Genomic DNA, 13,123 nt, shown 5'->3' on the forward strand with positions numbered 1-13,123 from the left:
GAATTATCGTTTGGTTGATAGGACCGCGCTTGATTCACTGTGGCGAGGGAGCTTGCTCCCGCTGGGCTACGAAGTAGCCCCAAGATTTTGCGATTGCTGCGCAGCCGAGCGGGAGCAAGCTCCCTCGCCACGGGATAGTGTTGGATGCATTTTCGGTGTTACGGCTGGACGACAGCTCCCGGCACCAACGGCAGCTCCAGTGTCGCAATGAAACCACCCTCGGGATGATTGCCCAGCACCAGCGCACCGCCATGGCGTTCGGCGGCACGGCGTGCGATGGCCAGGCCCAGGCCATGGCCGGCGGCGGTCTGGCCGGGGGCGCGGTAGAACGGCTCGGCCAATTGCCCGAGGTGTTCGGCCTCAACCCCGGGCCCGTGGTCACGCACGCTGACCAGGATCCGTTCGCCTTGGCGCCGCGCGTGCATCTCGATCGATTGCCCGGCCGGATTGAAGCGCTGGGCGTTGCGCAGCAGGTTGTCCACTGCTCGCTCGATCATGGTCGGCCAACCCTTGAGGGTCAGGTCCGCCTCGGCTTCAAGCTGTACGGTTTGCTCCGGTGAAGCCAGTTGCGCATCTTTTTGCAGGGTGACCAGCAGTGCGTTGAGGTCGACTTCTTCGGCGCTGGCGTTGTCGGCATCGACCCGGGCCAGGACCAGGATTTCGCTGATCAACGCCTCCAGGCGATCGCATTCACGGGTCAGGCGCGGCCAGAGCTTTTCACGCTCCTCGGGGCTGGCCCGTTCCGCCAATGCCAGGGCAATGCGCAGCCGGGCCAGGGGCGAGCGCAGTTCGTGGGACACGTCCCGTAGCAGTTGCCGCTGGCTGGCGATCAGGCTTTGCAAACGCGCGCCCATGCGGTTGAAGTCGGTGGCCAGTACGCCGAACTCATCCCGCCGGTTGGCCAGTTTGGCGAGGCTGTTCTGCTGGTAGGTGGCTTGACCCAGGTCATGCACCGCACCGCGCAGTCGACTCAGCGGACGAGTGATGGAGAGCGTCACCAACAGGCTGAACAAGGTTAGCACCACCAACGCGATCCCCAGGGCACTGAGGGGCCAGAGCAGACTGCCGCGGTGCCAGGCGTCCAGTTCGGGATGGGGGATGCGGTAGATGAATAGGTAGGTGTCGCCGCTTTTGGCGCTGGTGAACTCGTCGGTGAGCCGGCGCCAGGGCAGGCGGCGGTCGTCGTTGTTCTGCCGAGCCTCGAAGGCGGCGGCGCGATGGGGAAAAGTGCCACGCACCACCGGGTCGCCGCTTTCGTTGAACACCTGGACGTCAATGTGATACTGGCGCTTGCGCTGTTTCAGAATTTCCTGGGCGGCGTCCTCGCCTTGGGTTTCGTAGGTCTGCGTCCACTCTTCGGGCAGGGTATTGAGTCCCGGGTGGCGGCTGAGGATCCAGGCGTCCTGGTTCAGCATGTGGCCCATCAGGATCGAAAGTCCTGCAACCAGAGTGATGGCCAGCCAGAAACTGGCCAGGATGCGCCAGAACAATGAACGCACGATAAATCCTCGAAAACAAAGAAAGCCCAACGGTGATTGACCGTTGGGCTGGAGAGCTTCAGTGCATTATTGCGCTTTTTGCGGCTGTTGCGCTTTCCAGGCCTTGAATTCGGCCCACTCGGCGCGACGCTCGGCCTGTTTCTTCTGGATCGCGTCGAATTCTTTTTGCTGCTCAGGCTTCAACAATCCACGAATCTGGGCGTCGACCTTCTGGTGCCGGGCTTGCATTTCGTCCTGCATGGCTTTCTGGTCGGCTGGGGACAGCTTGGCCAGGTACTTGTCGACCAGTTCCCGTTGTTCGTGGCGCTGTTCGCCCATGATCTGGCGAATCTGCTGGCGTTGCTCGCGGCTCAGGTCCAGTTGGCTGTACGGGCCTTTGTCGTGCATCTGGCCGCCGTGACGCGGGCCGTCCATCGGCCCCATCGGGCCAGGGCTTTCGGGCATGGCCATGGCCACGGTCGGCAGGGCGGCGGCGAACATCAGAGCGATAAGGGTCTTGCGCATGGTGTGTCTCCTTGTCTCGTTCCCGGTCAGTTCCGGATGTGTGCAGATTACGGAGATCAAGGTCAGCGGCGGTCAGGGGTGGGTAAAGCTTGGGTAAAGACGGTTTGGTGCGAACCTGACAAATCTGCAGGGCCGGACACAAAGACCTGTGATGGGGGGTACTTGCTGTGGTGAGGGGGCTTTTGTGGCGAGGGAGCTTGCTCCCGCTCGGTTGCGCAGCAACCGCAGAATCTTGGGGCTACTTCGTAGCCCAGCGGGAGCAAGCTCCCTCGCCACAAAAGTCTCTAGGGGCTTGTAATAACAGCCAAAGCCTCTAGAGGCTGTAGTAGTAACCCCGGCTACGCAGCGCCACGATGCGCGGGCGGCCGTCGGGGTGGGGGCCGATTTTCTTGCGCAGGTTGCTCACGTGCATGTCGAGGCTGCGGTCGTACAGGGTCAGCTTGCGGCCCAGGGCGATCTGCGCCAGTTCCTGCTTGTCCAGCGGCTCGCCCGGCTGCTTGAGCAGCGCTTCGAGCAGGCGGCTTTCGGACACGGTGAGGGTCTGTTCCTGTTCGTCGATGCTGACCACGCCACGCACCGGGCTGAAGGTCAGGTCACCCAGTTCGATCTGGCTGGACACGGCCGTCGGATGGCTGCGGCGCAGCACGGCGCGCAGGCGGGCGGTCAGTTCCCGTGGGTCGCAGGGCTTGGCCAGATAGTCGTCGGCCCCCAGTTCCAGGCCCAGGATACGGTCCAGCGGTTCACCCCGGGCCGACAGCATCAGCACCGGCAGCTCCGCGTGATCGTTGCGCAATTGCTTGAGCAGTTCCAGGCCACTGCCATCGGGCAGCATCACGTCCAGGACCACGGCAGCCGGGGCGGTTTCGGCCAAGGCCTTGCGGGCACTCTGGCCATCGTGACAGGCGCGGACCTGAAACCCTTCCTGGCTCAGCCAGCTTACGAGGAGCTCACACAGCTCCTGGTCATCATCTATCAGTAACAGCTCGCTCATGACTCACTCAATTTAGCCATTGCCGACGTTGTCTACGTCCACCGCTGGCAAAGATACCGCAGAGCAAGGCCAATAGCGCTACCCCGGCACCAATGACGAACCATTGCTGTTGATCGGTCAACAGGCGCGGCAGGGGGCTGGCCTGGGCTTCCTTGAGTTGCAGTTTCAGGCGCTGGTTCTCCTGGCGCAGCCGGCCCACCAGCGCGCTTTCGCGTTCGCCGTTGGTGTTTTGGAGTTGCTGGGTGAGTGCTTCACGCATGCGCTCGCTGTCTTTCAAGCGTTGCTGCAATTCGGCGATCTGGCCGCCAGCGCTCAGGGACAAGGGCGCCGAATGACTGCCCTCGGTGCTTTCCTCGCCATGGGCGGGCGCCCCGGTCGCCAACGAGACCAACAACAGGCACAACGGACCTTTGCGCATTGCAACTCCTGAATTCCAATCGAGATTAGACAGGTTGTCGGCAGGCAAATGAGAAAGATGAGCAACAGGGCAATGAGCCGCGCAGGCTCATTGCCCTGGGGATTTACGGCAGGACTTGCTTGAACGGCTTGACCACGACCTCGGCGTAGACGCCGGCCTCCACGAACGGATCGGCCTTGGCCCAGGCTTGCGCGGCGGCCAGGGAGTCGAATTCGGCCACGATCAGGCTGCCGGTGAAACCCGCGGCGCCCGGGTCATTGCTGTCCACCGCCGGGTGCGGGCCGGCCAGCACGATGCGACCTTCGGCCTTGAGCTGTTGCAGGCGCTCCAGGTGGGCCGGGCGCACGGCCAGGCGTTTTTCCAGGGAGTCGGCGACGTCGGTGGCAATGATTGCGTAGAGCATGTCAGTCCTCGGTTTTGGGCGTGGTGGGGTCGGCTTCGTGCAGGTGACGGGACAGGTAGATGCCCTGGCCAATCAGGAACAGCAGCGTCATGCCCAGGCTGCCGAAGACCTTGAAGTCGACCCAGTACTCCTGGAACGTGAACGCAACGAACAGGTTGGCGGCGCCGCAGAACAGGAAAAACGCGATCCAGGCGATGTTCAACCGGGTCCAGATCAGGTCCGGCAGGTTGATGGCATGGCCCATGATGCGCTTGATCAGCAGGCGGTCACCGATGAAATGGCTGCCAATGAACGCGAGGGCGAACAGCCAGTTGACCACCGGAGCCTTCCATTTGAGGAAGGTTTCGCTGTGGAACGCCAGGGTCAGGCTGCCGAATACCAGGCAGGCGATCAGGGTCAGCCACTGGCTCTTCTCCAGCTTGCGCTGGGACACGAACAGCGCGCCGTAGACCACCAGGGAACTGATGATCAGGACTGCGGTGGCGCTGTAGATACCGCCTACAGTCAAGGAGTGACCGGCGAAGTCGACGGTGCGCGGATCGAGTTTGTAGACGATGAAGAACAGCAGGAGCGGGATGAAATCGATGAATTGTTTCACAGTGGCAGCCAGAAGCAGGATGTGGCGGCATAATAACAAACATCCTTGGCCGCGATAGGGCCAGCTGATTTGAGGTAACAAACTCTCGTGAATGTTGATTTGCACTGCCATAGCACGGCCTCCGATGGTGCCCTGGCGCCTGCGGTTCTGGTGGCGCGGGCGTTCGAGCACGGCGTGCGAGTCCTGGCCCTGACCGATCACGACACCCTCGAAGGCCTCGACGAGGCCCGTGGCGCCGCCACGGCGCTGGGCATGCAGCTGGTCAACGGGGTGGAGTTGTCCTGTACCTGGGGCGGGGCGACCATCCATGTACTGGGCTACGGTTTCGATGTGAATGCGCCGGCGCTGGTCCAGGCCATCGCACAACTGCACGACGGGCGCTGGCTGCGGTCCGAAGAGATCAGTCGCAAGCTGGCCCTCAAGGGCATGCCTGGCGCGCTGGACGGCGCCCGGCAGATCCAGCAGGAACTGGGCGACAGCGGCAACGCACCGGCCCGGCCACATTTTGCCGACTGGATGGTGCGCGAAGGGTTCGTCAAGGACCGCGCCGAAGCGTTCCGCAAATGGTTGGGGGCCGGCAAGCTGGGGGACGTCAAGCAGCATTGGCCGACCCTGGAAGACACCGTCCAGACCCTGCGGGCAGCGGGTGCCTGGGTCAGCCTGGCGCATCCATGGCACTATGATTTCACCCGCAGCAAGCGCCGACGCCTGGTTGCCGACTATATTCAAGCGGGGGGCCATGCCATCGAGGTGGTCAACGGCCATCAGCCTGCCGAACAGGTCGGCAGCCTGGCGATCCTGGCCCGTGAGTTCGGCCTGCTGGTCACCGCCGGCAGTGATTTCCATGGCCCTGGGGGCTGGTCCGAGATCGGCGAATACCGCCCGTTGCCGGAAGATCTGCCACCACTCTGGTGTAGATTCAAACATGATCCCGTTATCGCCGCCGTCTGAACAGGTAGAACACGTGAGTCAATTTTTCCAGATTCATCCGGAAAACCCGCAAGCGCGCCTGATCAAACAGGCCGTGGAAATCATTCGTGGCGGTGGCGTGGTGGTCTATCCCACCGACTCGTCCTACGCCATCGGTTGCCAGATCGGCGACAAGAATGCCGTGGAGCGTGTCAGACGCCTGCGTCAACTGGACGACAAGCACAATTTCGCGCTCATCTGCAGCGACCTGTCGCAGTTGGGCCTGTTCGCCAAGATCGATACCGGCACCTTCCGCCTGCTCAAGGCGCATTTGCCGGGGCCGTACACTTTCATCCTCAACGCCACGCGGGAAGTCCCGCGGCTGTTGCTGCACCCGAAAAAGCGCACCATCGGCCTGCGGGTGCCGAGCCATCCCATCGCCCTGGCGCTGCTGGCGGAACTGGGTGAGCCGCTGATGAGCGTGACGCTGATCATGCCCGGTGAAACCGAGCCGTTGAACGATCCCTATGAGATGCGCCAGATACTTGAGCATCAGGTGGACCTGATCATCGACGGTGGTTTCGGCGGCATGTCGGCGTCCACGGTGATCAACCTGGCCGATGGCGAGCCCCAGGTGGTGCGCGTCGGTTGCGGCGATCCGACGCCGTTCATGGTCGAGGCCTGAATGTCCGTCGTGGAAACCGCCGTGGACAATGTCGACAGCCAGGCCGGCGCGCAGCAGGAGTTGCCGTTCGCCATGGTCTATGGCCAGGCGGTCATGGAAATGCCCCTGGACCTGTACATTCCGCCGGATGCGCTGGAGGTATTCCTCGAAGCCTTCGAGGGCCCGCTTGACCTGCTGCTGTACCTGATCCGCAAGCAGAACATCAACATCCTCGACATCCCCGTGGCGGAAATCACCCGCCAGTACATGGGTTACGTCGAGTTGATGCAGTCGGTGCGCCTGGAACTCGCCGCCGAATACCTGGTGATGGCGGCCATGCTCGCCGAGATCAAGTCGCGGATGCTGCTGCCGCGCTCGGCAGAGGTCGAAGAGGAAGAAGACGACCCGCGAGCCGAGCTGATCCGCCGCTTGCAGGAATACGAACGCTTCAAGGCCGCCGCCGAAGGCATCGACGGCTTGAGCCGGGTGGGGCGCGATGTGGTGGTGCCCAAGCTCGATGCGCCCGAAGCGCGGGCGCGCAAGTTGCTGCCGGACGTGAGCCTGGAAGAGTTGCTGATGTCCATGGCCGAGGTCCTGCGCCGGGGCGATATGTTTGAAAGTCATCAGGTCAGCCGCGAAGCGCTGTCCACCCGCGAGCGCATGAGTGATGTGCTGGAGCGACTCAAGGGCGGCGGCTTCGTGCCGTTCGTCGAGCTGTTCACCGCCGAGGAAGGTCGGTTGGGGGTGGTGGTGACGTTTATGGCGGTCCTGGAATTGGTCAAGGAATCCTTGGTCGAGCTGGTGCAGAATGAGCCGTTCGCAGCGATCCACGTGCGGGCACGAGCCGAATAACGAGCAAATCAATGAATCTGACTGAACCCCGCGAGCTGGCTCCCTTGCTTGAAGCTTTCCTGTTGGCCTCGGGAAAGCCGCAATCGATGGAACGCCTGTTCGAACTCTTCGAAGAAGGCGAGCGGCCCGAGCCGGCCGTGTTCAAGAAAGCCCTGACATTGTTGGGCAAGTCCTGCGAGGGGCGGGCTTTCGAACTCAAGGAAGTGGCGTCGGGGTACCGCCTGCAAATCCGCGAGAAGTTCGCGCCGTGGGTGGGGCGCCTGTGGGAGGAACGGCCGCAGCGCTATTCCCGGGCGCTGCTCGAAACCATGGCGCTCATCGCCTATCGCCAGCCGATCACCCGGGGCGAGATCGAAGATGTGCGGGGCGTGGCGGTCAATAGCAACATCGTCAAGACGCTGCTGGAACGCGAGTGGATCCGCGTCGTCGGTTATCGCGATGTGCCTGGCAAACCGGCGATGTTTGCGACCACCAAGGCCTTCCTCGATCACTTCAATCTGAAGAACCTGGACGACCTGCCGCCGCTGGCCGAATTGCGGGAACTGGAACCCGAACCGATGCTGGAGTTCGACGACGCCCCGGTGCCCCAGGGCTTGCAGGAACTGGCGGACGCCAGTGCCGAGCCCGAAGAGCCGAAGGAGGAGACCAGTTTCCACTCGTTGTTGCTGGAGCTGGACACCATGGAGGAGGGCTTGAAGACTGATTTCGACGACCTGCTGCGGGAAGGTCCTGGTCCTGAGGGCGACTCGGATGAGCTGGCGGAGCCCGATAGCGCGGCGGCGCCGGAGCCAGAAGCAGAAGCGGAAGAAGATACCCTCGGCGTTGCCCAAGCCCGGGAAAAACTCCTGGCCGCCGTCGCCGCTCTCCAGCCGCCGGAACCCGAACTGAGCGACGAAGAAGCCGAAGCCCGGGCGTTGGCCGAAGCGATCGAGAACGAACGGCGCGAGTTCGACGATTGATCCGATTTGTGTCGCCGACATTGCTGGCACACCACAACTCCTGTGGGAGCGGGCTTGCTCGCGAAGGCGGCGGGTCAGTCGGCACTGATTAACCTGACACGCCCTCTTCGCGAGCAAGCCCGCTCCCACATGGATGATGCAATGCATCATGAGCGCCAAGCCGGGCATCACCGGTCGGCGGAAAAAGCGCCGGGCGCTGGTTGATCAGCTAGTCTCTGATGCGCAATCGCTTCAACGCGCGTATGATTCGCGACCCCTTGGCGATCCCTTCGCCAAAGACCCGTATTCAAAGCGTCAGGCCAAGCCTGACCCGACCACACCGGGAGGTGCCCAGAATGAAAGACCAAGACCAGAACGACAGCCAGGAAATCGGCCCAGCAGGCGAGAAACTGCAAAAAGTCCTCGCCCGTATCGGCGTCGGTTCGCGCCGTGACGTGGAAGCCTGGATCACCCAAGGCCGGATCAAGGTCAACGGCAAAGATGCCACCTTGGGCCTGCGGGTCGACATGCACGATGCCATCACCATCGATGGCAAGGTGATCAAGCGCGAAGAGGCCGCCGAAACGGTGCGCCGCGTGATCATGTACAACAAGCCCGACGGCGAGATCTGCACCCGTGACGACCCGGAAGGTCGCCCGACCGTGTTCGACAAGATGCCGCGTCCGAAAGAAGGCCGCTGGATCAACATCGGCCGCCTGGACATCAACACCACCGGTTTGCTGATGTTCACCACCGATGGTGAACTGGCCAACCGCTTGATGCACCCGTCCTACGAGATGGACCGCGAATACGCCGTGCGTGTGCGGGGTGAAGTCGACGACGAGATGATCGAGCGCCTCAAGGCCGGCGTTGTGCTGGAAGACGGCCCGGCGCGTTTCACCGACATCAAGCAGGCGCCCGGCGGTGAAGGCTTCAACCATTGGTACCACTGCGTGGTGATGGAAGGCCGTAACCGTGAAGTGCGACGTTTGTGGGAATCCCAGGGGTTGGTGGTCAGCCGCCTGAAGCGCGTGCGTTTCGGTCCGGTGTTCCTCAATTCCGACCTGCCGATGGGCCGCTGGCGCGAAATGAGCCAGTACGAAGTCGACATCCTGGCCGCCGAAGTGGGCCTCAAGCCGGTGGCAATGCCGCAGATGACCGCCAAGAGCAAGGACAAGCTGGAGCGGATGCAGCGTAAATCCTCCCGTCCGATGGGCAAGACCGAGCGCGTGCGTACGCTGCGCCCGGCTGCTGATGGTGTGGCGACCGGTCCGCGTCCTTCGCGCGAGCCGCAGATCGAAGGCGAACGCCCGGCCCGCAAGCCTGCACCGCGTCAGGACGGCGAGCGTGGCCCACGCACGCCGCGTCCGGCCAATGGTCGGACTGAGCGCGGCGAAGGTCGCGGTGCACCGGCGGGTCGCGGTACGCCCGTCGCCGATCGCCCGGCCGACACCAAGCGTCCGGCCAAGCCGGCACCGAAAAAGCGCCCGGGCATCATCCTGGCCGACCGCGACACGCCATCGGGCAAGCGCCGTGGTGCCCCGGCAGGTTCGGGACAGCGTCCGGGTTTCGGGCGTCGCAAGCCGGAGTGAGGCAGCGGTGAGTTTCTAGCTGCAAGCTGCAAGAAAAACGCCAACCGTTGGGTTGGCGTTTTTTTTTGTCTGGCTTTAGGGATGCGGTGCCTTCGAAACCGTCTTCGCGAGCAAGCCCGCTCCCACAGTGGCATAGCGGCGAACGCACCTCTCTCATCCACTGCAGATCAACTGTGGGAGCGGGCTTGCTCGCGAAGAGGCCAGTAATACCAGCGCTATCTGAAGGTTATGCGCTCCGTCTTGCCGCTTGAAGCTCGCAGCTTGAAGCTGCCCCTAAAGCACAAACCGCCCATCAAACATCGGCTCTTTGTCCAGCGCCAGCACACCGCTTTCGAAAATCAGATCCAAATGGTGGCTGCCCTTGGCCCCGCCACCCAATCCCAGGTGCAGGCCGCAGTGGCGCTCTTCGAAACCGGCGTTGCGGGCGTACAGGCTCTTGACCCCTTCGTTGGTGCCGATCCCCAGTTCTTCGATGCGGCGGTTGGACGGGTTGGCGTCCAGGTATTTGTTGAAGTCGTGTTCCAGGCCCGGCACGTCGGTGGCGATTTTCTGGATGGTGGAGTCTTCGATCCACAGCTCGAGGGGCGATTGCAGCACGCCGTACTTGCGTGCGAACGGGATGGTGCTCAGGAACGTGCCGACGAATTTCACCTGGCCGTTGATGGTGTCGCTGTGGGTGGCGATTTCGCCGGGGGCCAGGTCGTAGTTGCCGAGGCCGTTGATGTCGGTCCACTTCTTCACGCTGCCCAGGGCGGTGTCGAAATACGAACCGTGGTCATCCTGGAAGCTCAGGGTTGTCGCCTGGGACATGCGCCGGATCAGGTGACTGTTGAGCCCGGCGATACGTTGGGGAATCACGCTGAAGGTGTCGTAGAAATAATCGCCGTAATCCTTGAACAGCAGCGATTTCTTCCAGTTGTCGGCCATCACGCCTTGCAATGCCCGAACAAAGTCCGGGCCGTCGGGGCGTGGATTGGGCAGGGTGGAAGAGTCGTAGAAGAAAATATACAGGTCGCTGTCGGCAATGGCCTTGGACAGGCGCTCCGTGGATTCGAGGTCCAGGCGCATGGCGCTGAACCGGAACGGCGAGCCGCTGCCCGCCTGTTCGGCAATGGCGCCGGTCAGTGCTTCGTAGTCAGCGGTATGGCCGAGCAACACCTTGGCGGGCTGGATGCCGGCCAGGGCGGGATGGTGTTCGAGGTAGTAAAGGAAATGTGAGATGGCTCGTTGTGTGTCCATGCTTATTCTTCCCTGACACGTTCATTTAATGTCCCTGACAACCGACAAGAGTGGCGGAGTCGACCGGCCGGATCGCCTCCGCCGGGCAGTGCCTACAGAGGCCACATCGCCGTGCCGAACGGAACCACGGCGTCGGCTTGCATCATTTCAACGGCAGCCTCATGGGTCGGCGCTTCAAACCATTCGTCCAGTTGCAGTTCGGTTTCCAAGTCTTTGTCCAGTGCTTGCATAGTGAATCTCCTAGATGACTTTTGCGGAAAACGCGGGCCGATTCGGCGAGTCATACCCGACAGAACCGGCACCGCAGAACTTGTCGGCACGATGCCTTGGCAAGTCGCTGAAAACCTAGTCGAGGGTTTTTTGGATTGCAAAAAATAATTTTATTTTTTTCTTTTGAACTTTTTGTTCCATTTTTGGCGTTGAAATTACTCATTCAAAAACAGCTGCCTGGGTGATTTATTTAATAGGTAGCTACCTACCGTCAATTTGCAGTCAGCCTACAGAATATTCCTACGTGGAAAGCCTGCGTTACGCGCTGTAAAGGAATGCTGACGATTTTGGCCGTTCGAACTGACCGGTATCGGCGTTTGGAAGGGCTGTAAGAAAAAGCTGCCGAGTAGACCGGCTTGGCGGGTTTTTTGAGACTTCGCAGCGCTTGTTTCAAGCCAACGGGAAAGGTCAGATGCGCGCCAGACCTCAAGTGTGGGGGTAGACGCTGATCCGGTGGTGTCTGGCAGCAGGGGGACTGCAGTGTACAATGCGCCGCGTTTTACTGTGACCCTTCGCGTACCCACGCACTTTCAAGGTTATCCGCCTTGTTCACTCCGCCACGCCACAAGCGTGTCGGGTTCGATTTCGTCACAGATAAAAACAAATAGGTGACGCATGACCGTTGTAGAAAATACGCATTCGGGCGAGCTGAAACGCGGCCTGAAAAATCGCCATATTCAACTGATCGCCCTCGGTGGCGCGATCGGCACCGGCCTGTTCCTTGGCTCGGCGGGGGTGCTGAAATCCGCCGGCCCGTCGATGATCCTCGGCTACGCCATCTGCGGCTTCATCGCCTTCATGATCATGCGCCAGTTGGGCGAAATGATCGTCGAAGAGCCGGTGGCCGGTTCCTTCAGCCACTTCGCCCACAAGTACTGGGGCGGTTTCGCCGGGTTCCTGTCGGGTTGGAACTGCTGGATCCTCTACATCCTGGTGGGCATGTCGGAGCTGACCGCGGTCGGCAAGTACATCCATTACTGGGCGCCCGAGATTCCGACCTGGGTGTCGGCGGCGGCGTTTTTCGTCCTGATCAATGCGATCAACCTGGCCAACGTCAAAGTCTTCGGCGAGGCCGAGTTCTGGTTCGCGATCATCAAGGTCGTGGCGATTGTCGGCATGATTGCCCTGGGCAGCTATCTGCTGGTCAGCGGCCATGGCGGCCCGCAGGCGTCGGTGACCAACCTGTGGTCCCACGGCGGGTTCTTCCCCAATGGCGTGAGCGGGCTGGTGATGGCCATGGCGATCATCATGTTCTCCTTCGGTGGCCTGGAAATGCTCGGTTTCACCGCCGCTGAGGCCGACAAACCGAAAACCGTGATCCCCAAGGCCATCAACCAGGTGATCTACCGGATCCTGATTTTCTACATCGGCGCGCTCGTGGTGCTGTTGTCCCTGACCCCTTGGGACAGCCTGCTGAGCACCCTCAACGCGTCCGGCGATGCCTACAGCGGCAGCCCGTTCGTGCAGGTGTTCTCGATGCTGGGCAGCAACACCGCTGCGCATATCCTCAACTTCGTCGTGCTGACCGCCGCGCTGTCGGTGTACAACAGCGGCACCTACTGCAACAGCCGCATGTTGCTGGGCATGGCCGAGCAGGGCGATGCGCCCAAGGCCTTGTCGAAGATCGACAAGCGGGGCGTGCCGGTGCGTTCGATCCTCGCGTCGGCGGCGGTCACGCTGGTGGCAGTACTGTTGAACTACCTGGTCCCGCAGCATGCGCTGGAGTTGTTGATGTCGTTGGTGGTCGCGACCCTGGTGATCAACTGGGCGATGATCAGCTACTCGCACTTCAAGTTCCGCCAGCACATGAACCAGACCCGCCAGACGCCGCTGTTCAAGGCGCTGTGGTACCCGTACGGCAACTACATCTGCCTGGCGTTCGTGGTGTTCATCCTGGGCGTGATGTTGCTGATCCCCGGCATCCAGATCTCGGTCTATGCGATTCCGGTGTGGGTGGTGTTCATGGCCGTGTGTTATTGGATCAAGAACAAGCGCAGTGCCCGGCATGAACTGGCGGTGGCGGCTGCCAAGTAAGCACGAAACCCTGTGGGAGCGAGCCTGCTCGCGATGGTGGTCTGGCAGGTGAAACCTATGCCGGATGTACCGGCCTCTTCGCGAGCAAGCCCGCTCCCACAAGGTTCGGCGGTGAACACACATTCTGCGAGCACTGTAGATCCAATGTGGGAGCGGGCTTGCTCGCGAAGAGGCCATCAAAGGCGAGATCTGTATCGACTGTGCCTGCGCTA

The 13,123-nt window shown here is 61.8% G+C and carries 14 protein-coding genes; 6 read left to right on the forward strand and 8 right to left on the reverse strand.

The features are described 5' to 3' along the window. Positions 1-158 precede the first annotated feature (158 nt). The 6 genes from J3P88_RS07310 to J3P88_RS07335 all read right to left on the reverse strand — a co-directional run bounded on the left by J3P88_RS07310 (position 159) and on the right by J3P88_RS07335 (position 4,413). On the reverse strand, positions 159-1,499 hold the full coding sequence (locus tag J3P88_RS07310; protein ID WP_186706298.1) for a sensor histidine kinase: 1,341 nt from the start codon (positions 1,497-1,499) through the stop codon (positions 159-161). Between the two features lie 66 nt (positions 1,500-1,565). Further along, on the reverse strand, positions 1,566-2,003 hold the full coding sequence (locus tag J3P88_RS07315) for a Spy/CpxP family protein refolding chaperone (protein WP_434574550.1): 438 nt from the start codon (positions 2,001-2,003) through the stop codon (positions 1,566-1,568). A 313-nt stretch (positions 2,004-2,316) separates the two neighbouring features. Beyond that, positions 2,317-2,994, reverse strand: a complete 678-nt coding sequence (locus J3P88_RS07320) for a response regulator transcription factor (protein WP_186706296.1) — start codon at positions 2,992-2,994, stop codon at positions 2,317-2,319. Between the two features lie 7 nt (positions 2,995-3,001). Beyond that, positions 3,002-3,412 carry a translation initiation factor 2 gene (locus tag J3P88_RS07325; RefSeq protein ID WP_434574551.1) on the reverse strand — a complete coding sequence of 137 codons (411 nt, stop codon included), beginning with the start codon at positions 3,410-3,412 and terminating at the stop codon, positions 3,002-3,004. A gap of 103 nt (positions 3,413-3,515) precedes the next feature. Then, a complete protein-coding gene (locus J3P88_RS07330) occupies positions 3,516-3,815 on the reverse strand; it encodes a YciI family protein (protein WP_250963920.1) in 300 nt (99 codons plus the stop codon). Position 3,816: 1 nt separating this feature from the next. Further along, on the reverse strand, positions 3,817-4,413 hold the full coding sequence (locus J3P88_RS07335; RefSeq protein ID WP_186706293.1) for a septation protein A: 597 nt from the start codon (positions 4,411-4,413) through the stop codon (positions 3,817-3,819). Positions 4,414-4,500: 87 nt separating this feature from the next. Between J3P88_RS07335 and J3P88_RS07340 the strand changes: the two genes are divergently transcribed. The 5 genes from J3P88_RS07340 to rluB all read left to right on the forward strand — a co-directional run bounded on the left by J3P88_RS07340 (position 4,501) and on the right by rluB (position 9,368). Continuing rightward, a complete protein-coding gene (locus J3P88_RS07340; RefSeq protein WP_186706292.1) occupies positions 4,501-5,364 on the forward strand; it encodes a PHP domain-containing protein in 864 nt (287 codons plus the stop codon). A 13-nt stretch (positions 5,365-5,377) separates the two neighbouring features. Next, positions 5,378-6,007 carry an L-threonylcarbamoyladenylate synthase gene (locus tag J3P88_RS07345; RefSeq protein WP_186706291.1) on the forward strand — a complete coding sequence of 210 codons (630 nt, stop codon included), beginning with the start codon at positions 5,378-5,380 and terminating at the stop codon, positions 6,005-6,007. Between the two features lie 132 nt (positions 6,008-6,139). Further along, the gene (locus J3P88_RS07350; protein ID WP_186706403.1) at positions 6,140-6,838 is read left to right on the forward strand and encodes a segregation and condensation protein A; all 699 of its coding nucleotides are present in this window, start codon (positions 6,140-6,142) and stop codon (positions 6,836-6,838) included. 11 nt (positions 6,839-6,849) lie between these two features. Further along, positions 6,850-7,797, forward strand: coding sequence for an SMC-Scp complex subunit ScpB (gene scpB, locus J3P88_RS07355; RefSeq protein WP_434574552.1), 948 nt, complete (start codon positions 6,850-6,852; stop codon positions 7,795-7,797). A 335-nt stretch (positions 7,798-8,132) separates the two neighbouring features. Beyond that, entirely contained in the window at positions 8,133-9,368 is a 1,236-nt protein-coding gene (gene rluB, locus J3P88_RS07360) for a 23S rRNA pseudouridine(2605) synthase RluB (protein ID WP_186706289.1), read from the forward strand. 273 nt (positions 9,369-9,641) lie between these two features. Here the strand turns inward: rluB and J3P88_RS07365 are convergent, their stop codons facing one another. Both J3P88_RS07365 and J3P88_RS07370 read right to left on the reverse strand, forming a co-directional pair. Next, positions 9,642-10,607, reverse strand: coding sequence for a leucyl aminopeptidase (locus tag J3P88_RS07365; protein ID WP_186729823.1), 966 nt, complete (start codon positions 10,605-10,607; stop codon positions 9,642-9,644). A gap of 92 nt (positions 10,608-10,699) precedes the next feature. Further along, positions 10,700-10,837 (reverse strand): hypothetical protein, encoded by a 138-nt coding sequence (locus J3P88_RS07370; RefSeq protein ID WP_003178782.1) that lies wholly within the window; start codon positions 10,835-10,837, stop codon positions 10,700-10,702. 655 nt (positions 10,838-11,492) lie between these two features. Between J3P88_RS07370 and J3P88_RS07375 the strand changes: the two genes are divergently transcribed. Beyond that, on the forward strand, positions 11,493-12,911 hold the full coding sequence (locus J3P88_RS07375; protein ID WP_186706287.1) for an amino acid permease: 1,419 nt from the start codon (positions 11,493-11,495) through the stop codon (positions 12,909-12,911). Positions 12,912-13,123: the final 212 nt, after the last annotated feature.

This window comes from Pseudomonas sp. Z3-6, from assembly GCF_051131985.1.
Lineage (GTDB): Bacteria > Pseudomonadota > Gammaproteobacteria > Pseudomonadales > Pseudomonadaceae > Aquipseudomonas > Aquipseudomonas zanjanensis.

Coding starts and splice junctions, on each gene's coding strand:
- J3P88_RS07315 (WP_434574550.1), bottom strand. CDS start 2,003: ATGCGCAAGACCCTTATCGCTCTGATGTTCGCCGCCGCCCTGCCGACC.
- J3P88_RS07320 (WP_186706296.1), bottom strand. CDS start 2,994: ATGAGCGAGCTGTTACTGATAGATGATGACCAGGAGCTGTGTGAGCTC.
- J3P88_RS07325 (WP_434574551.1), bottom strand. CDS start 3,412: ATGCGCAAAGGTCCGTTGTGCCTGTTGTTGGTCTCGTTGGCGACCGGG.
- J3P88_RS07330 (WP_250963920.1), bottom strand. CDS start 3,815: ATGCTCTACGCAATCATTGCCACCGACGTCGCCGACTCCCTGGAAAAA.
- scpB (WP_434574552.1), top strand. CDS start 6,850: ATGAATCTGACTGAACCCCGCGAGCTGGCTCCCTTGCTTGAAGCTTTC.
- rluB (WP_186706289.1), top strand. CDS start 8,133: ATGAAAGACCAAGACCAGAACGACAGCCAGGAAATCGGCCCAGCAGGC.
- J3P88_RS07365 (WP_186729823.1), bottom strand. CDS start 10,607: ATGGACACACAACGAGCCATCTCACATTTCCTTTACTACCTCGAACAC.
- J3P88_RS07370 (WP_003178782.1), bottom strand. CDS start 10,837: ATGCAAGCACTGGACAAAGACTTGGAAACCGAACTGCAACTGGACGAA.
- J3P88_RS07375 (WP_186706287.1), top strand. CDS start 11,493: ATGACCGTTGTAGAAAATACGCATTCGGGCGAGCTGAAACGCGGCCTG.